23 protein-coding genes and 1 riboswitch are annotated in these 24,130 nt (G+C 44.8%); of the genes, 4 read left to right on the top strand and 19 right to left on the bottom strand.

Annotation, left to right across the window (positions count from 1 at the left end; all coding sequences use genetic code 11):
- Positions 1-15: 15 nt before the first annotated feature.
- Positions 16-1,275 carry an HlyC/CorC family transporter gene (locus ASUC_RS03895; protein ID WP_012072502.1) on the top strand — a complete coding sequence of 420 codons (1,260 nt, stop codon included), beginning with the start codon at positions 16-18 and terminating at the stop codon, positions 1,273-1,275.
- A 54-nt stretch (positions 1,276-1,329) separates the two neighbouring features.
- On the opposite strand, the gene ASUC_RS03890 is transcribed toward ASUC_RS03895, so the two are convergent.
- The 9 genes from ASUC_RS03890 to ASUC_RS03850 all read right to left on the bottom strand — a co-directional run bounded on the left by ASUC_RS03890 (position 1,330) and on the right by ASUC_RS03850 (position 13,517).
- A complete protein-coding gene (locus ASUC_RS03890; RefSeq protein WP_012072501.1) occupies positions 1,330-2,538 on the bottom strand; it encodes an MFS transporter in 1,209 nt (402 codons plus the stop codon).
- 177 nt (positions 2,539-2,715) lie between these two features.
- Complete coding sequence (gene glmS, locus ASUC_RS03885) at positions 2,716-4,548, bottom strand: glutamine--fructose-6-phosphate transaminase (isomerizing) (protein ID WP_012072500.1); 1,833 nt, start codon at positions 4,546-4,548, stop codon at positions 2,716-2,718.
- 62 nt (positions 4,549-4,610) lie between these two features.
- Positions 4,611-5,396 carry a DeoR/GlpR family DNA-binding transcription regulator gene (locus ASUC_RS03880; RefSeq protein WP_012072499.1) on the bottom strand — a complete coding sequence of 262 codons (786 nt, stop codon included), beginning with the start codon at positions 5,394-5,396 and terminating at the stop codon, positions 4,611-4,613.
- A 170-nt stretch (positions 5,397-5,566) separates the two neighbouring features.
- Positions 5,567-6,919 (bottom strand): alanine/glycine:cation symporter family protein, encoded by a 1,353-nt coding sequence (locus ASUC_RS03875; RefSeq protein ID WP_012072498.1) that lies wholly within the window; start codon positions 6,917-6,919, stop codon positions 5,567-5,569.
- Between the two features lie 63 nt (positions 6,920-6,982).
- Positions 6,983-7,085: riboswitch (glycine riboswitch) on the bottom strand.
- Positions 7,086-7,291: 206 nt separating this feature from the next.
- Positions 7,292-8,341 carry a DNA polymerase III subunit delta gene (gene holA, locus ASUC_RS03870; RefSeq protein ID WP_012072497.1) on the bottom strand — a complete coding sequence of 350 codons (1,050 nt, stop codon included), beginning with the start codon at positions 8,339-8,341 and terminating at the stop codon, positions 7,292-7,294.
- Positions 8,341-8,862, bottom strand: coding sequence for an LPS-assembly lipoprotein LptE (locus ASUC_RS03865; RefSeq protein ID WP_041834606.1), 522 nt, complete (start codon positions 8,860-8,862; stop codon positions 8,341-8,343). Before ASUC_RS03865 ends, holA begins: the two co-directional genes overlap by 1 nt.
- 11 nt (positions 8,863-8,873) lie before the next feature.
- Positions 8,874-9,587, bottom strand: a complete 714-nt coding sequence (locus ASUC_RS10985) for a hypothetical protein (protein ID WP_012072495.1) — start codon at positions 9,585-9,587, stop codon at positions 8,874-8,876.
- Positions 9,588-9,642: 55 nt separating this feature from the next.
- Positions 9,643-12,225, bottom strand: coding sequence for a leucine--tRNA ligase (gene leuS, locus ASUC_RS03855; RefSeq protein WP_012072494.1), 2,583 nt, complete (start codon positions 12,223-12,225; stop codon positions 9,643-9,645).
- 200 nt (positions 12,226-12,425) lie between these two features.
- On the bottom strand, positions 12,426-13,517 hold the full coding sequence (locus tag ASUC_RS03850; RefSeq protein ID WP_012072493.1) for an acyltransferase family protein: 1,092 nt from the start codon (positions 13,515-13,517) through the stop codon (positions 12,426-12,428).
- A 359-nt stretch (positions 13,518-13,876) separates the two neighbouring features.
- Between ASUC_RS03850 and ASUC_RS10980 the strand changes: the two genes are divergently transcribed.
- The 3 genes from ASUC_RS10980 to ASUC_RS03835 are packed head-to-tail and all read left to right on the top strand — an operon-like array spanning position 13,877 to position 16,244.
- The gene (locus tag ASUC_RS10980; protein WP_012072492.1) at positions 13,877-14,299 is read left to right on the top strand and encodes a MarR family winged helix-turn-helix transcriptional regulator; all 423 of its coding nucleotides are present in this window, start codon (positions 13,877-13,879) and stop codon (positions 14,297-14,299) included.
- 3 nt (positions 14,300-14,302) lie between these two features.
- Positions 14,303-14,815 carry a GNAT family N-acetyltransferase gene (locus ASUC_RS03840; RefSeq protein ID WP_012072491.1) on the top strand — a complete coding sequence of 171 codons (513 nt, stop codon included), beginning with the start codon at positions 14,303-14,305 and terminating at the stop codon, positions 14,813-14,815.
- Positions 14,816-14,840: 25 nt separating this feature from the next.
- On the top strand, positions 14,841-16,244 hold the full coding sequence (locus ASUC_RS03835) for a hypothetical protein (protein WP_012072490.1): 1,404 nt from the start codon (positions 14,841-14,843) through the stop codon (positions 16,242-16,244).
- Between the two features lie 41 nt (positions 16,245-16,285).
- On the opposite strand, the gene ASUC_RS03830 is transcribed toward ASUC_RS03835, so the two are convergent.
- The 10 genes from ASUC_RS03830 to purM all read right to left on the bottom strand — a co-directional run bounded on the left by ASUC_RS03830 (position 16,286) and on the right by purM (position 24,023).
- Entirely contained in the window at positions 16,286-16,558 is a 273-nt protein-coding gene (locus tag ASUC_RS03830) for a heavy-metal-associated domain-containing protein (RefSeq protein ID WP_012072489.1), read from the bottom strand.
- Positions 16,555-16,917, bottom strand: coding sequence for a mercuric transporter MerT family protein (locus ASUC_RS03825; RefSeq protein ID WP_012072488.1), 363 nt, complete (start codon positions 16,915-16,917; stop codon positions 16,555-16,557). Before ASUC_RS03825 ends, ASUC_RS03830 begins: the two co-directional genes overlap by 4 nt.
- Complete coding sequence (locus tag ASUC_RS03820) at positions 16,892-17,995, bottom strand: transglutaminase-like domain-containing protein (protein ID WP_012072487.1); 1,104 nt, start codon at positions 17,993-17,995, stop codon at positions 16,892-16,894. Before ASUC_RS03820 ends, ASUC_RS03825 begins: the two co-directional genes overlap by 26 nt.
- Before the next feature lie 146 nt (positions 17,996-18,141).
- Positions 18,142-18,759 carry a glucose-6-phosphate 1-dehydrogenase family protein gene (locus tag ASUC_RS03815; protein ID WP_012072486.1) on the bottom strand — a complete coding sequence of 206 codons (618 nt, stop codon included), beginning with the start codon at positions 18,757-18,759 and terminating at the stop codon, positions 18,142-18,144.
- A complete protein-coding gene (apaH, locus tag ASUC_RS03810) occupies positions 18,759-19,586 on the bottom strand; it encodes a bis(5'-nucleosyl)-tetraphosphatase (symmetrical) ApaH (protein WP_012072485.1) in 828 nt (275 codons plus the stop codon). Before apaH ends, ASUC_RS03815 begins: the two co-directional genes overlap by 1 nt.
- A 77-nt stretch (positions 19,587-19,663) precedes the next feature.
- Positions 19,664-20,530: a 16S rRNA (adenine(1518)-N(6)/adenine(1519)-N(6))-dimethyltransferase RsmA gene (gene rsmA, locus ASUC_RS03805; protein WP_012072484.1), complete on the bottom strand. Its 867-nt coding sequence runs from the start codon at positions 20,528-20,530 to the stop codon at positions 19,664-19,666.
- Positions 20,531-20,648: 118 nt separating this feature from the next.
- A complete protein-coding gene (locus ASUC_RS03800) occupies positions 20,649-21,602 on the bottom strand; it encodes a peptidylprolyl isomerase (RefSeq protein WP_012072483.1) in 954 nt (317 codons plus the stop codon).
- Between the two features lie 63 nt (positions 21,603-21,665).
- Complete coding sequence (pyrR, locus tag ASUC_RS03795) at positions 21,666-22,205, bottom strand: bifunctional pyr operon transcriptional regulator/uracil phosphoribosyltransferase PyrR (protein ID WP_012072482.1); 540 nt, start codon at positions 22,203-22,205, stop codon at positions 21,666-21,668.
- 84 nt (positions 22,206-22,289) lie between these two features.
- A complete protein-coding gene (gene purN / locus ASUC_RS03790; RefSeq protein ID WP_012072481.1) occupies positions 22,290-22,928 on the bottom strand; it encodes a phosphoribosylglycinamide formyltransferase in 639 nt (212 codons plus the stop codon).
- A gap of 57 nt (positions 22,929-22,985) precedes the next feature.
- Positions 22,986-24,023, bottom strand: coding sequence for a phosphoribosylformylglycinamidine cyclo-ligase (purM, locus tag ASUC_RS03785; RefSeq protein WP_012072480.1), 1,038 nt, complete (start codon positions 24,021-24,023; stop codon positions 22,986-22,988).
- Between the last annotated feature and the right edge of the window lie 107 nt (positions 24,024-24,130).

Below are 24,130 nucleotides of genomic sequence, written 5' to 3'. Positions count from 1 at the left end.
CGAAAGGACAGCAAGTTGGACAGTATTCCCCTTAGTACCCTGATTATTTCTCTTGTCATCTGTTTAATTTTATCCGCCTATTTCTCCGGCTCCGAAACAGGGTTGCTTTCCGCAAACCGTTATCGTACCCGTCATCTTGCCGAAAAAGGACATTCCGGTGCAAAAAAGACTGAAAATCTGCTGAAAAAAACCGACAAACTGCTCAGCCTGATTCTCATCTGCAACAACCTGGTAAATATTTCCGCCTCCGCCATCGCCACGATCATCGGTATGCGTTTGTACGGTGATGCCGGCGTGGCGATTGCAACGGGTACATTAACCTTTATCATGCTGGTGTTCGCCGAAATTTATCCGAAAACAATTTCCGCCATTTATCCCGAAAAAGTGGCGTTTTTGAGCAGCCACATCCTGACTCCGTTGATGAAAATATTCACACCGTTGGTATTTTTAATGAATATAATCATCAAAGTTCTGATTAAAATTACCGGTTTAAAGTCGGAAGCCAAAAATACCAATCTCAGCCCGGAAGAATTAAGAGCCATCGTGAATGAAAGCGGAAAATTCATCCCATCCGCCCATCAGGAAATGCTGCTTTCCATTCTGGATTTAGAAGAAGTCACAGTAGACGATATCATGGTGCCGCGTAACGACATTTCAGGCATTGATATTAATGACGACTGGAAATCCATCATGCGCCAGCTCAATCATGCTCCGCACGGTCGGGTACTGTTGTATAAAGATAATATGGATGAAAATCTGATCGGATTTCTCCGTATTCGCGAGGCATTCCGCCTAATGCTGGATAAAAACGAATTCACCAAAGAAGTGTTATTACGCGCAGCCGACGAAATTTACTATATCCCCGAAGGCACGGCATTGAACGCTCAATTGTTGAATTTCCGCAACAATAAAGAACGCATCGGTTTGGTCGTAGACGAATATGGCGATCTCAAAGGTTTAGTTACGCTGGAAGACATACTGGAAGAAATCGTCGGGGAGTTCACTACGTCCACCGCACCGTCCATTGATGAAGAAATAATACGGCAGTCAGACGGTTCCGTTATTATTGACGGTGCAGCTAATTTACGGGACATTAATAAACTCTTCGACTGGAATCTTAACACTGATGATGTAAGAACTTTCAACGGTCTGATTCTCGAACATCTGGAAGAAATTCCGGAAGAAGGCACGGAGTTTGAATTGGACGGCTTGCGGGTTACCGTCCTGGAGGTCGCCGATAACATGGTAAAACAGGCAAAAGTCGTCAAAATCTGACCGCACTTTTCATTAAAAAGGCTCTCGTAATGAGAGCCTTTCGGTATCCGGCAATTAGTCCAGCGCTTTGCCTTTCAGTTCCGGAATTAAGAATAATGTCGCAATCATATCCAATACATAAATTGCCGCTAAAAACGCAATGGCGACTTGGAACGAATAAGCGGAAACCACCGCGCCCACAACGATAGGCCCGAAACCGCCTACCGCTCTGCCCAGATTAAACAATACGTTTTGCGCGGTAGCTCTGGCTTCGGTAGGATAGGCTTCCGACATCAACGCACCGTAACCGCCCATCATTCCGTTCACAAAAGCACCAAGCGCCGCTCCGGCGAATAACATCACCGTCGGTTCGGTTAACTGAGAATAAGCGATAATACTGATAACCGCTCCGGCTTGAAAAAGTAAGAAACTCGGTTTACGTCCGATTTTATCCGCCAACCGACCGAAAATCCAAATTCCCGCCATCATGCCGAAAATCGTCACCGCTGTCCACACACCGGATTTGGTTAAACTGAAACCGAGCTGTTTGGATAAAAAATTCGGCAACCAAATCATAATACCGTAATACCCGAAATTTTGAACCGAAGTTAACACCACCACGCCCAAACTGACTTTCGCCGTCGCCCGGTCTTTCACCAATAGTTTAAAGGGCGATTGTTTCGGTTTATCAAGTGCGGTCTGTTTTTTTACAAAGACCTCCGGCTCATGCAAACGGGCGCGCAAAAACCAGGCCGCAAAAGCCGGCAAGATGCCCACTAAAAACATACCGCGCCAACCGATAACCGGTAACAGTAACGGCGTTAACAAAGCCGCCGCCAATACGCCGACTTGCCAGCCCAGTGCCACATAGGAGGAGGCTTTGGCGCGATGTCTTGCCGGCCAGGCTTCTGCCGCCAACGCCATACCGATACCGAATTCACCGCCTAAACCGATGCCTGCAATGGTGCGATAAATTAATAAATCCCAATATCCTTGAGCAAATGCGCATAATCCGGTAAAAACGGCAAATAGCACAATAGTCCAGGTAAGCACCCGTACCCGTCCGTATTTATCGCTTAACGCACCGAACACGATGCCGCCTGCTACTGCGCCAATCAGCGTCCATGTCACCAATGATCCCGCCTGAGCCGGTGATAAGGCAAGATCGGCGGAAATCGCAGAAAGCATAAAACCGAGAATTAAAAGATCAAAACCGTCCATAGCATAGCCTACGGCAGATCCCATTAGGGCTTTCCAGCCGTAACTATTTACTTTATTTGGCATAGAGAGGTCCTTTTGTTGCTCGCCGGCAACCTTTAAAGTTAAAGAAGAAAAAAGAGACTTTCCCCGCTGGAGAATCGGAGCGTAGTTTAGGCAATTCCGATTAATTTGACAATAAAAATCCCGTAAAAAAGACCGCGCTTTATAAAGTGCGGTCAAATTATCATCAATTTTTACGGATTATTCCACCGTTACCGCTTTCGCCAGGTTACGCGGTTGGTCAACGTCGGTACCCTTGATTAACGCGATGTGGTAAGAAAGTAATTGCAACGGCACGGTATAAAAAATCGGTGCGGTCACTTCATCCACTTTCGGTAATACGATAGTTTTAAAATTATCGGCATCGGTAAAACCGGCATCGCTGTCGGCGAATACATACAACTGACCGCCGCGGGCACGCACCTCTTCGATATTGGATTTTACTTTTTCCAATAAATCGTTTTCAGGCGCTACTACCACAACCGGCATTTCGCTGTCGATTAACGCCAACGGACCGTGTTTTAACTCGCCCGCTGCATAGGCTTCCGCATGAATATATGAAATTTCTTTCAATTTTAACGCGGATTCCATGGCGATCGGATAATATTCGCCGCGACCTAAGAACAAGGTGTGATGTTTTTCCGCGAAATCTTCCGATAATTTTTCAATCTGCTTATCAAATACCAATGCGCTTTCGATTTGAGCCGGTAAACGCTGCAACGATTGAATAATGTGGTGTTCCTGTTCTTCGGTCAAATGACCTTTCAAACGACCGATTGCCGCATTTAACAGCAACATGCAGGTTAACTGGGTGGTAAAGGCTTTGGTTGACGCCACACCGATTTCCACCCCCGCACGGGTTAGGAATGCGAAATCCGATTCGCGAACTAATGAAGAACTCGCCACATTACAAATTGTCATCGCGGACATATAACCGGATTCTTTTGCCAAACGTAAGGCCGCCAAGGTATCCGCCGTTTCACCGGATTGCGAAAGGGTGATCAACAAACTGTTCGGACGGGTTACGAATTTACGGTAACGGAATTCCGAAGCGATTTCCACATCGCAACTTACACCGGCAATGGACTCAAACCAGTAACGCGCCACCATACCCGCATTATACGAAGTACCGCAAGCCACGATTTGAACGTGTTCCACTTTGGCTAAAATATCGGCAGCATTCGGCCCGATGGCTTCAATATTCACTTTACCGTCTTTAATGCGACCGTCCAAAGTATTCATAATAGCGACCGGTTGTTCAAAAATTTCTTTCTGCATGTAATGGCGATAAGGACCTTTGTCCGCCGCATCCGCTTCAAAGTTACCTTCATGAATTTCGCGTTCTACTTTTTGACCTTCGCGAGTATAGATTTGTACGGATTTACGGGTAATTTCGGCGACATCGCCCTCTTCAAGATAAGCGAAACGACGGGTGACGCTTAATAATGCCAACGGATCGGAGGCGATAAAGTTTTCACCTACGCCGTAACCGATCACTAACGGACTGCCTGAACGGGCAACGATTAAATGTTCGGGTTCGTCTTGGTTCATGACGACCGTACCGTAAGCGCCACGTAACTGAACCACGGTTTTCTGTACCGCTTCCAATAGGCTACCGGCCGAACGAAGCTCCCATTCCACTAAGTGGGCAATAACTTCCGTGTCTGTTTGAGATTGGAATTCATAACCGCGTTCCTGTAACACGACTTTTAATTCTTCATAATTCTCGATAATACCGTTATGCACCACAGCAATTTTATCCGAACGATGCGGATGCGCATTGGCTTGAGTCGGCTCGCCGTGAGTCGCCCAGCGAGTGTGTGCAATACCGGTTCCGCCCAATAAAGGTTTTTCCGCAATAGCGTCATCCAAGGCTTTTACTTTGCCGACACGGCGAACAATTTGCATTTCATGCGTATTATTCAATACCGCTACACCGGCCGAATCATAACCGCGATATTCTAAACGATGTAAACCATCGACTAAAATTTCCGCCACATCACGTTGCGCTACCGCACCAACAATACCACACATAAGTTTTTCCTCTTAGTTGCCGTGGGACTTCCCCACTAAATGGTTAAATGTAAACCTGTTTATTATTTTGCCACAATGACTTCGACGTTATGCCGTTCAATAATTGCTTTATCTTTATCCGACAACAAATCGTCCGTGACCAGCACGTCAATCTGCGTCCAGTTTAATTCTAAATTCGGCATCTTACGCCCGAATTTCTGGCTTTCCGCCATCACGATCACTTCGCGGCTCACTTCCGCCATGACCTGACTTAAGCCCACCAACTCGTTAAAAGTGGTCGTACCGCGTTCCATATCAATACCGTCCGCTCCGATAAAAAGCTGGTCGAAATCGTAAGAACGCAACACCTGCTCCGCTACTTTCCCTTGAAAAGATTCCGAGCGCGTATCCCAAGTACCGCCGGTCATCAACAAAGTCGGTTCGTTTTCCAGTGAACGCAGTTCGCTTGCTACAGACAAAGAATTAGTCATCACCACCAACCCCTGTTTACTGTTCAACTGCTTGATCAGGGCTGCCGTCGTACTGCCGCTGTCAACAATAATGCGGTGGTGATCTTTAATCCTTTCAGCTGCCGCTTTCGCTATAGACAACTTTCGTTTCGAAAGGTTCTCATCCTGTGATTCGTCAATGAAATCTTTTGGCATTAAAATCGCCCCGCCATAACGTCGAACCAAGAAACCGTTAGCTTCAAGTGCGGTCAAATCTTTACGGATAGTCACTTCGGACGTATCAAAAAGCTGTACTAACTGCTCGACACTGACTTCTCCCCGTTCCTGCAACAACTGCATAATGGCGTGACGGCGTTGCTGCGTATTACGTACGGGAGAATTTCGTTTTATCGTTTCCATTGCTAAAGCTTGCCTCAAAAGTTTCGTTTCGGAATTATAAGTTATTTTTTCGAAATGTAAACATTCCGCTATAAAAAAAGCCACGATAAATACCGTAGCTTAAAATTCAGTTTATTTTTGGCTCGACTATTCACAAACATTAAAAAACGTTGCTTTTTATGACCGCACTTTTAGACTTCTTCGTCAAAATCGGCATGAGATAGACGACGGAAGTAATCCCGGGTTTCTTCCACAATTACTTTACGCAAGCCGATTAACGCAATTAAATTCGGGAACGCCATTAGACCGTTCACAATATCCGCCAAGATCCAGATTAAATCCAGCTTCAGGAATGCACCGCAAGCCACTAATAAAATAAAGATAGAACGATAGATTTTGATGCCGCGAATATCGAATAAATACACAAAACAACGTTCACCGTAATAACACCAGCCTAAAATCGTGGTGAAAGCGAAGAACAACAGCCCTACCGTCACAACCGTCGCCCCCAGCTGCGTACCCAATCCTAATGAGAATGCCGCATTCGTTGCCGCCGCACCTTCCGCTGCGGAATTCCACACGCCCGTAATAACCAATACCAAACCGGTCATAGTGCACACAATGATGGTGTCCAGGAATGTTCCCGTCATAGAAATCAACCCCTGACGTACAGGTTCTTTGGTATGCGCCGCCGCCGCCGCAATAGGCGCCGACCCCAAACCGGATTCGTTAGAGAAGATCCCGCGCGCAACCCCCGATTGAATAGCCCGCATGACGGTAATTCCCAATGCACCGCCTAATGCCGCTTCCGGATTAAAAGCGCTTTCGATAACCAACGCTAAAGCGGCCGGTATTTTATCCGCATTGATAATCAGAATAACCACGGAAGTAACCACATACAGCACGGCCATAAACGGTACGATTAAAGTCGATACCGAAGCAATCCGTTTCACTCCGCCCAGTATGATTAATGCCACTAAGACCGTCATCACCGCCGCCGAAACTACAACGGGCACATTAAAACTATCCTGCATGGCATGAGTAATCGCATTAATTTGCGGGAAAGTTCCGATGCCGAAGAACGCCACTAAAACACCAAAAATCGCAAACATTTTCGCCAGCCATTTTATGCCTAATCCGTTCTCGATATAATACATCGGTCCGCCCGCCATAAAACCGTTCTTATCGCGTACACGATATTTCACCGCCAGCAAGCCTTCTGCGTATTTGGTTGCCATTCCCAGCAATGCCACCAGCCACATCCAGAATAAAGCGCCCGGTCCGCCCGCTTTAATCGCTGTCGCCACCCCGACGATATTCCCCGTTCCGATAGTGGCGGATAAAGCGGTACAAAGTGCGGCGAAAGCGGAAACATCGCCCGCCCCGTCGCCTTCGCGTTTAAACATATACACAAAAGCCCGCGGTAAATGACGAAATTGAATAAAACCTAATCTCAACGTGAGGTACAAACCGGTACCGGATAACAAAATCAGTAAAGGCGGTCCCCAGATAAAGGAGTCGATAGCAGATAAAATTGATTCCATTTGTAAATTCCTGAAAATTGAAAAATACAAAGGCAGAAGAGATAAAAATGATAGGTGATAGAATCTCTTGCCCCTGTCCTTTTGCCTGAGCGTTTCAAGTGTCACCACTTTTTCGCCTTCGGCGTCCACGCATAAAATGCGAACGGCTCTCTCCAAGGGTTCGTCCAGTAACAGTCCCCGCAACAAATGTCGCACCTGAAAGATTTTGCTTCTTCGGTGTGAAGTCGATTCTTCACTCTCCAGCTACCTTCGTCCGAACAGTTTTTTATTGATATACCAATAAAAAGTGCGGTCGATTTTATCAAAATTTTTGAAAATTTCAACTGCGGGTTAAATGTAAGGGAAATATATAGCGCACTTACTTACCGGTCATTATTTTCCCAATGCAATTTTCACCGAAATATCCGCCAGTCTATCCCAGATATCGGCGCCGAAATCCAGTTTTGCGGTGCGTTCCAAATCCGCCAGTTGTTGGATGATTCGATACAGTTTGCGATAGGTCAGGCGTTGAAAGGTCAGCAAATAAAGGTTTCGGCGGTTTTGCCAGACTTTAAGACGATCGAATCCTTCACGGAGTTGAACTACCGGCAACGGCTCATCAATGCCGTTAAAACGCTGTGTCGGTTTGGACAGTTCCAATAAAGTCATCAATTCGCGCTGTAATGTCCGCAACAACACGACCGGTTGAACATCCTCCGCCCGCAAACCGTTCAAAATCCGTCTGGCGCGCGCTTCTTTACCTGCTAACACGGCATCAATCCATTGGAAAGCCGTGAAAGTCGAAGATTGTTCCGCCACTTTCTGTACCCGTTCAAAAGTGAGTTTTTTATCCGAATGCAATAACGCCAGTAATTCTAACGCCTGCTTCATTGCCAGCAGATTGTTTTCATAACTGTAGCACAATAACTGCAGTGCATCCTGCCCGACAGTCAATCCCATGGCTTTTACCCGATTCGCCGCCCAGCGCGGCAACTGTTCGGCCGTCGGCGTTTGGCAATTCACCTGTACAATCGACGTCTCATAGTTCAACGCCCGTTTATGCCACTCACTTTTCTCAAATAATTTGGAAATTCTGACGAATTGCACAATCAACAACACGTCTTCATTTAACACCGCCATGAATTCCGCCAGATTTTTCTGCAAAAGTGCGGTCAGATTTTCCGGTAAAATTAAACTGATGATTTGCTTGTTAAAAAATAATCCCCGTGACTGACAGCGTTCCTGCAAATCAATCCAATCCGTGGCGTTATCCACCGTCACCTCCCGGCGCTCGTCAAAGCCCTGCGCCGTGGCGGTTTTAATTATCAAATCCCGGCTTTCCGTCAACAATAGCGGATCCTGCCCGACCAAATAATAAAGGCTCGCTAAGCGTTGACTTAGCGAGCTGGCCAGTTGTTCGGGGAATATACGGGTTAAAGCCATTATTTTGTCTCGGAAGCCGGTTTGTGATCCACTTGATGTTGCAACGCCACCATTTTGGAGAGCAGCTGACGAGCCGCCTGTTCGCGCATATCGCGCCACATAATTTCTTTTTCGGAAGATTTCGCCAACGCCGCACGGGAATTGTCAAAGAAGGTTCTGTTAACTCGGGTGGAAATCGGGTAAGCCTCCTTATGCGGGAAACGAACGGTGGCGTTCACATCCAACATCAGCATTTTTTCCGCTTCGCGCCCTTGTTTGAACACCGACACCACTTCGTCATTCGAACTTATTTTAGTAATTTTCAGCACCGGCACATTTTCCGCGGCATCCACCAGTTTTATATTGTTCAGCTGCAACTGTCTGCGCATCGCCATAGACATATCGCTGTAAGGATCGCTACTTTCAAAGGTTAACGTTTGCAATTCCTTGGGCACTAACTGTCCGGTTTGAAAATGAAAACCGCAGGCGGAAAGGCTGAAAAGTGCGGCCCAAAATAAAGCTTTTTTGATATGTTTAGACATAGAATTCATCTCTATTTACAAATAATATTGAATAAAATACTGGCTTTTTCCTGAATATTCAATAGCGCAATATTTTTGCCCTGTTTGGCTTCCTCGGTTTTCAATTCATGTTGCAAAGTCGTATCGGAACCGGTGAAACTCGGCGTATAGCCGATCTCTTTCGGTGCATTGTCACGGCGCAGATTGACATTAATCAATGCGGTATAAAAATCGGTGAAACTGTTGCGCGGGTAATAATTAGTCGTCATCAGCAAATCCACCCCGGTTTTGCCTTTAAAATCCCGGCAAATCGCTTTTTTCGCCGTAAATCTGGCATGACTTAACCGCATTCCGCCAAACTCATAGAAATCGAAGGTCTTCGCCTGTGCTAACGCTTTCACGGCCGGTTCGTCATAAATATTCAATGACTTTCCGTCCAAAAGAAAAATAGTCGCCATTGCGCTATTTTCGCCCGCTTGCCCCAGCGGATACATTTCGCCGATTTTTTGTTTGGCTTTAAGATTTTCGCCCAAAGGCTTGGCGAGGTAAGCTACATGGGAATCTCGTTCTACATGCTTTCCGTCTTTCGTTTCCAATACTTTCCAGCTATAAAAACTGATTTCCCGAACGCTGCCGTCAATATCTTTAAACGGGCGCCAAGCGGGATTGGCAAAATCCGAACTCGTTGCACAGCCGGAAAGTGCGGTCAAAATCAGGCAGTTTTTTACGATATTTGAGCACTTCATACCCATTTTCCTGTGAACATAGCGGCGGGACAAGCCCGCCCGCCGATTTCGTATTTTATTTCGCCACAAAGCTGAACAATTTACCCGGCACATAGATGGTTTTTACGATATTTAATCCGCTCAGGAATTTTTGCACGTTTTCGTCCGCAAGGGCGGCTTGTTTAATGTCGTCTTCCGCCATATCCGCCGGCACGGTAATTTTACCGCGGACTTTGCCGTTCACCTGCACCACGACCAGCTTTTCCTCTTCCACCATTGCCGCTTCGTCCGCCTGAACCCACGGCGCAAAGTCGATGACATCTTCGTTACCCAGCTCTTTCCATAATTGGAAACAGACGTGCGGGGTAATAGGGTAAAGCATGCGCACCACCGCACTTAAGGCTTCGCCCATAATTGCACGATCCTGTTCGCCGGCTAATGACGCACGGGTTAATTTATTCATTAATTCCATGATTGCGGCAATCGCCGTATTAAAGGTCTGGCGGCGACCGATATCGTCGGACACTTTCGCAATGGTTTTATGGACACCGCGGCGCAAGGCTTTTTGTACGCCGGAAAGTGCGGTCGGATTTAGCGCAGTTTTTGCCGGATTTTTATTATATTCGAACACTAAATTCCATAAACGGCCTAAGAAACGTTTGGCACCTTCCACACCGGACTCCTGCCATTCAAGAGTCATTTCTGCAGGAGAGGCGAACATCATAAATAAACGTACCGTATCGGCGCCGTATTTTTCCACCATTTCCTGCGGGTCGATACCGTTGTTTTTGGATTTCGACATTTTGGTCATACCGGCGTGTACCAGTTCGCGCCCTTCATCATCTAACGCTTTAACGATACGGCCTTTTTCGTCGCGTTCCAGCGTCACTTTAGTCGGTGACACCCAAATACGCTCGTTAGTCGGGCTGGTGTAATAGAAGGCGTCCGCTAACACCATTCCTTGGCAAAGCAGTTTTTTAGTCGGTTCATCCGTCGAAACCAAGCCTGCGTCCCGCAGCAGTTTGTGGAAGAAACGGAAGTAAAGCAAATGCATGGTGGCGTGTTCGATACCGCCGATATATTGATCCACCGGCAACCAGTAATTGGCTTCTTCGCTGTCCAGCATACCTTCGTGATATTGCGGGCAAGTATAACGCGCATAATACCAGGAAGATTCCATAAAGGTATCGAAAGTATCGGTTTCTTTTAACGCCGGCCGACCGTTATAGGTGGTTTTCGCCCAGTCCGGATCCGCTTTAATCGGACTTTTCACGCCGTCCATTACCACATCTTCCGGCAGAACGATTGGCAAATCCTGTAACGGAGCCGGCACCACATCGCCGTTTTCCAGCGTCAGCATAGGAATCGGCGCCCCCCAGTAACGTTGACGGGACACGCCCCAGTCGCGTAAACGATAATTCACTTGACGTTTACCTGCACCCATTCGTTCTAATTTGTCCGCAATGCCGTTAAATGCCGCATCGAAATCCAAACCGTCGAATTCCGCCGAATTAACCAGCTTACCGTGTTCGGTAAACGCCGCTTTGCTTAAATCGATGTCTTCACCGTTCACCGGCGCAATAACCTGGTTAATCGGCAAATCGTATTTGGTGGCAAATTCGAAGTCGCGTTGGTCGTGCGCCGGCACCGCCATTACCGCGCCCGTACCATAATGCATTAATACAAAGTTCGCCACCCAAATCGGTACCGGTTTACCAGTAATCGGATGAACGGCGTTCAAGCCGGTAGCCATCCCTTTTTTCTCCATGGTGGCAAGTTCCGCTTCCGCCACTTTAGTATTTTTGCATTCCTGAATAAATTTCGCTAAATCGGGATTATTTTGAGCCGCACGTTCCGCCAGCGGATGACCTGCCGCCACCGCCATATAAGATACCCCATAGAAAGTGTCCGGGCGGGTGGTATAAACCGCTACGGTTTCATCCGAATTTTCAATTTTAAAGGTGATTTCCACCCCTTCGGAACGACCTATCCAGTTGCGTTGCATGGTTTTTACCATTTCCGGCCATTCGGGAAGCGTATCCAAACCGCCTAATAATTGTTCGGCATAATCGGTTATTTTAATAAACCATTGCGGAATTTCCCGTTGCTCCACCGGTGTATCGCAACGCCAGCAACAGCCTTCGTGAACCTGCTCGTTGGCAAGTACGGTTTCATCGTTCGGACACCAGTTCACTACCGACGTTTTTTTATACACTAAACCTTTTTTATAAAGCTCGGTGAAAAACCATTGTTCCCATTTATAATATTCGGGACGGCAAGTAGTGACTTCGCGCTCCCAATCATAAGAAAAGCCCAGCACCTTTAACTGGTTTTTCATGTATTCGATATTTTCGTAAGTCCATTTCGCCGGTGCGGTATTGTTTTTCACCGCGGCCCCTTCCGCCGGAAGACCGAATGCATCCCATCCCATCGGTTGCAACACATTTTTTCCGATCATCCGCTGATAGCGGGAAACCACATCCCCGATAGTGTAATTACGCACATGCCCCATGTGCAGACGGCCTGAAGGATACGGCAACATGGAAAGACAATAATATTTTTCTTTATTGGTATCTTTAATCGCTTTAAAGGTTTTGTTCTCTTGCCAATATTTTTGCACTTCGGCTTCAATCAAATCGGGACGATATTGTTCTTGCATAGTATTACCTTAAAAAATAACGAATTTTTGACCGCACTTCGGCGGTGAATTGGTATTTAAAAAATGGGGTATAGGATAGCGTAAAACAGGGGGAATGAACAGGATTTTTGCGGGAAATCATGCAGTTCGGTATTTGCCAATCCGCTTATATTCCCGCATTTGAAAGTTAAATTACGGAGCCGCTTGGAAGTAAGCCGTTCCTATTTCAATCCGAACATAAAACGGGTAAATCTCGTGCCGTTAACAATCAGATAGCTAATAAAAGACAGCAAATATCCCACCGTTACCAATAGCATAAAATAAATAAACGGCGTCATACCGGGCACGTCAAAATAATAACCGAATACGATCAATACCGGATGATGAAATAAATACACGATAATGGCGGAACGTACAAAAAACGCAACGGCTCGGGAAGGCGGAAAAGAGGCGGTAAAAAAGAAATCAAACAATAGTAAACTGACCGAAATCGCCGAGGCATGCTGAATAAACACATTGATCGCCCGCATAACAAAAGGCAGATTTTCTCTTCCTTCGCTTACCGTCAAAGTTTGATAACTTAACCCCGCTATCGTGATTACCCATAATACGGCTTTCACCGACTTTTTATTGAAAAAGCCGCGAAAAACCTCATTACGATAAATAATATAACCGATAAAAAAGTAAATACTGTAATACAATGTTTTTTCGATAAAATAAGAATACAAAGAATAAAATAACGGATGATCCGTCATGGATACAAACATATTCAGAACAAACTTAATGCCGAACGGCAAATACATGTAAAAAATAAACAGTCCGGCTTTTACCAACCCGTTAAATCCGTTTAAATAACTGAAAAATTTATCTATCGGTAATAAACAAATCAATGAAATAATCATCAAGGTTAATAAAAACCAAGAATGAACAATAAAACTTCCGATACTGATATTTTCCCAAGCGGTGATATTGTGATGAACGACAAACCAAACTTCGAATGAATTGATTAGCAGAATAGAAAAAACTAACGGCATTAATACTCGCAAATACCGCCCTTTTAAGAAATAACGCTTACCCTTTTTGACCAGCACCATTGCCGAAAAGAATCCGGCAATTAAGAAGAACGCTTCAACCCGGAAAAAGTGCGTCACATGAACAATATTATGAATCAATGCGTCTTGATATCTTTCGCTGTGATAATTCCATTGATAAAAAGGACTGATCACCGACGCCGCATGCGTGAGCACACCGATCAACATTAACAACGCTCTGAGTTGGTCTAATCCATAATAATATTCTTTTTTGGCAATCATTAAAACCGGCTTTCCTAACTTAATGTTTCATCGCTAAACGGATAAAACGAGGTTATTGACTAGATTTATTTGCTTTTCGCCGCAACTTTTCTCAAACCGGACAAACGGCAAACTTTGCCCAGTTTAATGAATAAAAACGACTTTACGAGTAGATTTACTTAATATTACTTAAAGCTTACAGATTAACCATCGAAGCTTACCTTATATAACATTATTTTTGCACTATCGCATGATAATGCAGCTTACCTTAAGGAGATAAGAAGCTTGAGATAGAAAATAAACTCACATTTTGTTTAAAAACTCATATTGACTTACTCCTATATCGTACTAAAATATAAAGTACGATATAGGAGTAAGTAATGAACTATTTTGATTCCCTGGCTGAACTCACCGCTCAGTTTTCACAAATCTATTCACATTATGCGAAAGAATACGGGCTCACCTTAAATGAGTTACGCTTTTTATACCACTTAGGCGTACACGGACAAACCACGCCGACAGAAATAGGGACAAAATGGGCTCTTCCTAAGCAAACGGTAACCTCTCTCTGCAAACAATTAGACCGCAAAGGCTATTTAGCTTTTACGCCCGATGAAAAAGATAAGCGGGGAAAAATCATTCGATTGAGTGCTGAAGGAACTGAAATAACCCATTTATTTTCTTCGAAAATTATTAATATTGAGATGCAGACAGCAAGTGATTTCGGTAGTGAGAAATTTCAATTATTGAATCAATATTTTGCTGAGTTACAGCAATTATTTATTCGCAATCTAGGCAAGTAGACAATGAATATTTACCCAATCGATAGTTCGTCATTAATGTTGCTAAAAGAAATCAGTATTCGAACATTTAAAGAAACATTTTCACATAGTAATACGCCGGAAGATATGGAGGTGTATTTAGCAGCACATTTTTCTACCGAACAATTACAGTCCGAGCTAGCGAATCCCCATTCAAACTTTTACTTCGCTGAAATTAATAACAAGGTCGTAGGTTATTTGAAACTCAATTTCTCTACCGCACAAACTGAAAGCTTTGATCTAAATGCTGTTGAAATAGAACGCATTTACGTTTTATCTCAATTCCAAGGAACGGGAATTGGAAAACGGTTATACCAACATGCATTAGAATTTGCAAAACAACGAATGGCTAAATATTTGTGGCTTGGCGTTTGGGAGCATAATTCAAAAGCAATTGAATTTTATAAAAAAAACGGGCTTGAAATTTTTGATAAACATATTTTCCGTTTGGGTGATGACGAACAAACGGACTGGCTGATGAGAATCGAATTAAATTAACTTTCTACATACTATTGAGGTTTTTATGTCACTTCCAAATGAAAAAACACTTGGGCTAGGTCAGTATAGCTGGTCGCAAGTTATTAAATGGCTTATGGTCGCTTTAGTCATTTATGCACTTTGCAGCGTATTTATTGCTAATCCGTTTTCAATATTCGTAGATCGCCACACGCCCGTAGATTATTCACGTATTATGTATTTCCATGGCTTAACGGTAAGTTTGGCCGGTATTGCATGTTTAAGTTTAACTCAAGTTTATAATCTTGCCCCGGTATATAAAAAAGTCATTTTTTACTGTACGGTAATTACAATTTTCTTCGGTATCACGGGCGGTGCCATTAACCGTTCTATGGAAGAAAGCAAAATTTATCTTTGGTATCAAACTATTTCATTTTTTGCCTTAGATGCTATTTTAATCGCTTTATTTATCGGTTTACTTCGGGTTAAAAACGATGAATTACGCGGTACAACCTCTTATTATTTAGTCGTTACATCCTCAGGAACCATGATCGTTGCCGCTTTAATCGGTGATCTCATGGGGGTATTGCTTGATTTTGGTGATCTTTGGGGAATGTATAGCTGGTATGCAACAAAAATTGGCTATACCGTTTCGCAATGGAACGATCAATTATTGCGCGCGCATTCGGACATGATTGTCATCGCTGTGATGGGGCTTATTGTATCTATGGTCGGTTGGAAATACGGTCGAGGTTTGACCGGTATCGCCAATCATTTAAAAATCACGGGGGAATGGGTAACTACCATAGGCTTAATTCTCATGTCACTGATTCTTGTCGTAGCAGGTTTTTGTGGGGTGAATTGGCAAATTCCGCATATTTTTACGGAACAAGGTTTTTATGCGCCGCGCGGACAAAGCGTTGCCGGAATTGATTTAGCGGACTTTGTTATCGGTACATTATTTTTCTTTGGCGGTTTAGCCATTATTGTTGCCGCATTATTCGGTAAACGTATCAATAATATTAAATTATCAAATAGTGCAAAATATACGCTTTCCGGGATTTTACTCACTTGGCTTTGTATCATCATTACAGTAGCCGGTATCGGTTTCTTACAGGAATACCAAGCAAACCTTTATAGTTCGTCAAATGAAGTGCCTTTAGCCGAATATGGATTCGCTTTCCGTATGCTACACTTAAATGTAAGTCTGGTGCTGTTCCCTGCCATTATGATGGTGATGCTTTTTGCGCAACATTTCTTAAAAGATAATCAAAATAAGTTCATTCAATTAATGCTACGTGTTGCCGTTGTGTTATGTACTATCGGGGCTTTGATTTATATGACATTGAATCCGACAGCATTTGGACCCGGTTATTGGATTGTTAGTATCGGTTTTGCTTTTGTCGTTATGGGAATGATTTATTTCTTTGTAAAAGCGAATAATACCGAAACTGAAAAGTTTGATTCTTAATAAGAATAAAACGGCTAATCGAAATCCGATTAGCCGTTTTTCTATTCCTGAACCACGGCGTGATAATGCAAATTATCAATAGCTTTGACTAATTGGTTGTCAGAAACTTTTTCATCGGCAATCACTTTCACTAAACGTGTATTAAAATCCGCTTTAGTGGAAACCACGCCGTCAAGATTGCGTAGCTCTTTATTCACCAGATACACGCACAGTTGACAGTTCATTTCTTCGATATGTAATGTGATGTTGCGTTCCGCCGCAAAACCAGTCGCAGCTGTTAAAAGTGCGGTCACAAAAAGAAACGTTTTTTTCATTCTGTCAGTTCCAAAATATAAGGCAGTACATAAGGATAAGTTAAAAAGAACAAAATCACTATCGCCATAATCCAATACAAAATTTGCAATGTCCTGCGCGAGAGATATTTGGTGCAGATAATTTTGTTAGAAAAATTCAGTAACCAGAACCCGTAACCGAAAGCCCCTAAAGAAATCATCAGCATAGGAATCTGTAAAAAAGCAAGCTCATTCAGGCTGACCAGCCAACCGCTTGAAATACCGAAGACCAGATAAATCAGCGGCGCAATGCAACAGAGCGTAGACGCCACGGCAGCACTGACCGCCGTGGCACAAATCGCCCAAAAAGTACGATTAGAGCTCTTTTGAGGTGAATTCATAACCGAACTCTTCAGCATCATAAGAATTTAACGGATCGCCGCCCACTTCCGCATAGGGATAACCGAAATTATTGAGCGGGGCGAGTTCCGGCATCGGATATAAGTTGAAATCCCGTGCATGGTTAAAGCCCATCCAGTTGGCTTCCCAGTTACCGAATAAATAGTCGGAAACCGCTTTCGTGCCCTCATCTTCCACGGATTTTTTCTCCGTTAAACGGTATTTCGCCACGTCTGCGGAATCCACCGGCACCCAGCCGAAGCCTGCCAAATAGAATTCCGCACGACAATGTTGCCCGCCGTTTTCGTTAGCGACCTTATCTTTCGCACTACCGAAAGCGGATTTGGAATATGCGCCCATTTTCACCGCTTGACCTAAACGGATACCGAACACTTCACGGGCGGGAATACCGGATGCGCGCGCCAATGCTACGAATACGGAATTAATATCGGTACATTTGCCTTTTAACTCACCGCCGGCGAGCATTTTTTCTACGTCGCCGTTACCGCAGCCCAATACGGAATTATCCCGTTCCATATTGTTTACGATCCATTGGTGAATCAACGCCGCTTTCTTTAACGGATTGGCTTCGTTAGCCACAATTTTATCGGCGAACTGTTTCACAATGCCGTCGGTTTTAATATGCAAAGTCGGTTTCAAATATTGCTGTACATCTACGGAATATTCAATTTTTTCAGGGACTTGATAATCTTTTAACAAGCCCTGTTTCATCGGTTCGCGATCTTTGGTTTCAACGATCAGTTTAACGTTTAAAGCGCGTTTAACCGCATCCTTATCCCAGGTCGCAAATAAGGTTTTTGCGCCGTATTGATTGTTTTCCGTAATGTAGGCTTGTTGATAGTTGCCGTCGAATTCGACCGATTTCACATTTTGGTAGTCATTGCTGAAAGGTAACGGCACCCACAATTTGGTTGTGCCGCTCGAACCTTTCGGTACTTGCAGATCGTAGCTTTGAGTGAATTCGTAAGTATGAATTGTGCTGTTTTGATTAGGTAAAGTTTGCGCTTGCGTAAATGCGGCAACCGCAGAAAAGGCGGTAGCTAAAACGAGTTTTTTCATGGAGAATCCTTAACAGTAAACAAACAAAACTTGTTATATTTAAGTTCAGGGCTGCAGGCAGGATGAACTGAATGCAAGAATAACGCAGAATTCAAGAAAATAAAATGACTTTATCGGGTTAAAGTGCGGTTATTTTCAGTGAAGTTTTATCGATGACATTTTTCATACAACGGCGATAATTCCCGCAGGGTTCGTACAATAAATTCAACCGCGTCGATATGCGCTAAATCGTTTTTTTCAACATTTTTACCAATGCACCAAAAATCTTCGTCGGAACGCAAATTCAGATCCGTCGGCGTCATTTGTTTTACCTGAGAAAAATCCGCATATTCGCTTTCATCGCCGCGCCAGATTTCAAAATCGGCAAACCGCTGAAAATCGAAATCCTGCAACCATTGATTGTATTGGCGAAGACTGATTTGCGAACGATCCGCTCGATAACAATGCCAATCCAGACTCGCCTGTAAACGGCGACGATTCAGCAATACGGACAAAATGGCGGCGGAATTTTTATTGAACTCATATTTGAAATAAGCGAAGAAATGAGCGCGCACCTGCCAACCGTTACACCATTTTTCAATATGAGGTTCGGCAAAAGAGGCACCAAGCTGTTTTGACACCTGCAAAATCGTATTTTTCCACTCATTCCACTGATATTTGTAATCGGCTTTAATACGAGGAATATCTTCAGGACAATATTTTTTCAGTTGAGAAAATTGGAAAAAAGGAATATTGAAAACATCACAGGCAGCGGGAGAAATCATTAAAAAACTCCTGTTTTTTTGACCGCACTTTGGCTGAAAATCCGCTTGTCGTCCCATCGCAACAATGTCATGCGATTCCCCCAGGCACAGCCCGTATCCAACGCATAAATATTGCCCGGCGTCGGGCAATCAACCAAACTTGCCCAATGCCCGAAAATAATATTTTCCGTTTTAAACAACGGATTATCGCAGGCGAACCAAGGCATTAATTCCGACGGCGCCTGCTCCAACGGTAATTTACAATCGAAATCCAAGCGATGATCCGCATAACAAAAACGCATTCGGGTGAAGACATTAATACTGTAACGCAAACGTTCGATGCCCTGTAAATCCGACGACCAGCGTTCGGGACGGCTGTCGTACATTTGACGTAATAACGCGCGGTAATCCCCTTGTCGCAGCACCGCCTCCACTTCTCGCGCACAAGCCTGTGCCGTCGCCATATCCCAATCCGGTGAAATGCCGGCATGCACCAAACTGAAATTGAAATGATCGTTATGCACCAATAACGGCTGCTGACGCAACCAATCCATTAATTCGTCAAAATCCGGTGCGGCGAAAAGTGCGGTCAGATTATCCCGCGTTTTGACTTTTTTAATACCGTAAGCACAAGCCAGCAAATGTAAATCATGATTGCCCAACACCGTCTGCGCCGATGTGCCGAGATTTTTCACAAAACGCAGGCATTCCAGCGATTTTTCGCCGCGGGCAATTAAATCGCCGGTGAAATAAAGCTTGTCTTTTACAGGATCAAACCGAACCCGTTCAAGCAGTTTTTGCAGTTCATCAAAACAGCCGTGCAAATCGCCGACAAAGTAGGTGGACATGATTTATTCTCTGGTTTTCCGTAAAACAACGGGGTTTAGGTGCATAAAATACGGGCAGGTAACGCTGTCCTGACGGATCATTCCGTCTCTTCAATTAGTTGGTTTGCGTTCGCCTCCGCCGGCGGATTATCATACAGCCAGTCTGCCAGCCGAACGTAATCGGCAATGGTGAGATTTTCCGCGCGAGCGGTTAAATCTACGCCAAGTGCGGTCAGATTTTCAGGCGAAAAGAGTGTCGAAAGCGCATTGCGCAAGGTTTTACGACGTTGGTTGAACGCTTGGCTGGTAACGCGGTTCAGCCAATATAAATCTTTCGCCGGGTGCGGTAACGTTTTGTGCGGAATCAAACGTACCACGGCGGAATCCACTTTCGGCGCCGGTTTGAATGCCGTCGGCGGTACTTCCAGCACCGGCATCACCTGACAAAAATATTGGGTCATAATGGTCAGACGACCATACGCCTTACTGTTTGGCGCCGCACACAAACGTTTCACCACTTCTTTTTGCAGCATAAAGTGCATATCCTGAATTTTGTCGTAAAACTTCAGCAAATGGAAAATTAACGGCGTGGAAATGTTGTACGGAAGATTACCGAACACCCGTAATTTCTGTCCTTGCTCAGCGAGATTTGCATCTGCGTATAATTTGCCGAAATCGAATTGCATGGCGTCGGCTTCGATCACATTCAGTTTTTGATGTAAAAACGGATGATGGCGTAAACGTTCTGCCAAATCGCGGTCCAGTTCCACCACGGTTAAACGTTCTAGCCGGTCGGCAACCGGTTCGGTTAACGCGCCTAAACCGGGTCCGATTTCCACTAAAAATTGCCCTTTCTGCGGATAAATCGCCGCGACAATGCTCTGAATGACATTGTCATCATGTAAAAAGTTTTGCCCGAAGCGTTTGCGGGCGGTATGTCCCAGGTGTCGTTTGGAATTACTCATAATAATTATGCTTAAAAATAAAAAAGAGTGGGCGAAACCGCCCACGGAAAATTCATTCAATAGGGCCTGCTTAGCTGTTATAGACAAACCCCGGATTTAATTAAGTAACCTGATTAAACTATTGAACTAAGTATTTGATTTCCGCATGTTTGCGTAACGCTTTAACCCAGTCTTTCGAATACTCACGAAGCTGTTCGTTAACCAACGTTTCATACGCTTTTTGGCGGTAAGCGACATCCGTTATATCCCCTTGCCGGGTATCCGTCACTTCCAGAATGTGCCAGCCGAATTCGGTTTTAAACGGCGCGGAAATCACGCCTTGTTTGGCTGTTGTCATCATTTTGGCGAATTCCGGCACATAATTCTCCGGGAATGCAAATCCCAAATCGCCGCCGTTGGCACCGGAAAGATAATCTTTCGAATAGTTTTTCGCCGCTTCCGCAAAGGTGGTTTTACCGGATTGAATATCCGCCCGAATTTGGGTCAGTTGCGCCTTTGCCTGTGCATCGTTCAGCAACGGGGTCAGTTTCAGCAGAATATGACGGGCTTTATATTGGGTAGCGGTGATCGCTTTCGGATTACCGCCGGCTTTCGCCTGTTGCAACATTTTGCGACTTAACTCTTCCACCTGTTCGCGACTTACATCCACACCTTTGCCAATGCTCCGATTACGCACTTCCGCCATCAGAATTTGATTGGAAATATTTGCCTTGAATTGAGACAGACTGATTCCCTGATAATCCAGGGCATCCAGTAATTGCCCATAAGTTAATCCGTTCTGATCCGCAATATTATGTACAATTTGGTTTACCTGAGCGGGATTCACTTTTACCCCGGATTCTTTCACGGCTTTTTGCACCAGCATATCATCGATGATTTTATCCACGGCGACACGACGATTACTCTCGGTATTTGCCCGCTTTCCCATTACCCGTTGCAGTTGACTTTCTAAAATAGGTTCGCCGTTCACTGTCGCCACCACTTGTTCGACTTTAACGGCTTGCGCACCGCTTGAAATGACAAACAATCCCATTGCGGCAAGGGCAATCGCTTTTAAAGATCCTAATTTCATATATTATCCAGATTAAGTTTAATAAATTTGCTTATTAGAGAAGAATACGATTAAAAAAGTTCCTTATTTCGATAATAAAGCCACTTCATAACAGCCGTCAAATTTCATAGTGCGAACCTGCACTTTTTCGCTACGGCTGGTCGGCACGTTTTTCCCCACATAATCGGCTCGGATCGGCAACTCGCGATGACCGCGATCCACAAAAATCACCAGTTCCACCTTAGAAGCGCGTCCGAAATCCACTAAAGCATCCAGTGCGGCCCGAATGGTTCTGCCGGTAAACAGGACGTCATCCACCAAAATCACGGTTTTATTCTGTACGCTGATGAAATCGGAAGAACCGTTATATACCGGCGATTGACTGTTCGGTTCGGCATATTCCAAATCATCGCGATAAAAGGTAATATCCAAATCGATAGAAGGAATTCGAGAACCGGTCAACTCGTTGATTTTCCGTTTAACTAATTCGGCAATCTCCGCGCCGCGGCGTTTAATTCCCACAATTACCAGATCGTTTAAATTCTTATGTTTCTCAATAATTTCATGGGAAATTCGTGAAATAGTGCGCATAAACTGGTCTTCATCAATGATGATTTTTTCCATACCGATGCGTTCTCCAGAGGTTAGTAATCAAAAGCTTTATTACTATATCAAAAATCTTGTGAAAAATGACCGCACTTTATGAAATTATTCGTCGGCATAACCCTTTTCCGGCAATAATTTGCCGTCTAAATAGGCTTTGCCGTCGATTTCCTGCAAACGACCGTCGATAAACCACTTTACCGCCAACGGATAAATGCGTAATTCCTGCGTTTTCACCCGCGCCTCAATATCCGCAATGTCATCGCCGGCAAAAATCGGCACTTTCGCCTGTAAGATAATCGCACCGCTGTCCAGCTCCGCCGTAACGAAATGCACGGTCGTGCCGTGTTCGCTGTCGCCGGCATTCAGTGCCTGCCGGTAAGTATGCAGCCCTTTGTATTTCGGTAATAACGACGGATGAATATTGAGAATTTTCCCCGCGAAGCGCGTCACGAAACTTTCGCTCAGAATTTTCATATACCCCGCCAACACAATTAAATCCGCACCAATCTTTTCGATGTAATCTCCGATAGCCCGATCCATCGCCCCGTTATCGGCAAAATCCTGACGTTCAAAAAGTGCGGTGGGAATTTTCGCCGTTTTTGCCCGCTCCAGTCCGAAGGCGGAAGCCCGATTACTGATCACCGCCGCCACTTCGGCATGAATATCTGCCGTTGCACAAGCGTCCATAATCGCCTGTAAATTTGTTCCTGTTCCTGAAATTAATACGACAATTTTTTTCATTGTTAAAAACCAAAAGCCCAATCCAAGGAGATCGGGCTTTGTTAAATTAATAACCGATTAACGGATAATCACTTGTTGTTCGCCGGCATTCAGCGCTTCAATCCGACCGATTAACCAGGCATTTTCACCTGCCGCACGTAAAATATCCAGGGCTTTGTCCGCTTCCGCCTGAGGCAAGGCGAGCACCATACCTACGCCGCAGTTAAAGGTGCGATACATTTCGTGACGGGTAATATTGCCTTGTTCCTGCAACCATTTGAACACCGGTTGCCAGTCCCAACTGGTTTCGTCGATAACCGCTTTTACATTTTCAGGCAGCACGCGCGGAATATTTTCCCAGAAACCGCCGCCGGTTAAATGGGCGATCGCGTGTACATCGGTTTTTTCAATTAATTCCAACACGGATTTTACGTAAATTTTAGTCGGCGCCAACACCTGTTCCGCCAACGGTTTACCGGCTAATTGTTCCGTTGCCGGATTCACGCCCGCGACCTCGATCACTTTACGCACCAAGGAATAACCGTTTGAATGCGGACCGCTTGAAGCCAATGCAATTAACGCATCACCCGCCTGCACTTTAGAACCGTCCAGAATTTTAGATTTTTCCACCACACCGACACAGAAACCCGCTAAATCGTAATCGCCTTCACGGTACATTCCCGGCATTTCTGCGGTTTCGCCGCCGACTAAAGCACAACTGGATTGCACACAACCTTCCGCGATACCTTTTACCACATCGGCGGCCACGTCCACATCCAGTTTACCGGTAGCGTAATAATCTAAGAAAAACAACGGTTCGGCACCTTGCACCACTAAGTCGTTTACACACATAGCAACCAAATCGATACCGATAGTATCATGTTTCTTCAAGTCAATCGCCAAGCGCAGTTTTGTACCTACCCCGTCGGTACCGGACACCAGAACGGGCTCTTTATATTTAGCCGGCAATGCGCACAATGCACCGAAACCGCCTAAACCGCCAATCACTTCCGAACGCGTAGTACGTTTCACATGCGGTTTAATGCGCTCGACTAATTCATTACCCGCGTTAATATCGACGCCCGCGTCTTTATAACTTAAAGATTGTTTGCTCACGGTAAATTTCCTTCTAAAGATTAGGTGAGTAAAATTTCGAGGCGTATTGTATCAGTTAACGTAATCGTTTGCGATAGTTTTTCCGTACGGCAGGAATAAAAATCCCG

It is taken from the genome of Actinobacillus succinogenes 130Z, assembly GCF_000017245.1.
In the GTDB taxonomy this organism is placed as follows: Bacteria; Pseudomonadota; Gammaproteobacteria; order Enterobacterales; family Pasteurellaceae; genus Exercitatus; species Exercitatus succinogenes.
Note: the sequence above shows the minus strand (reverse complement) of the source record. Positions and strands in the feature narration are given on the sequence as shown.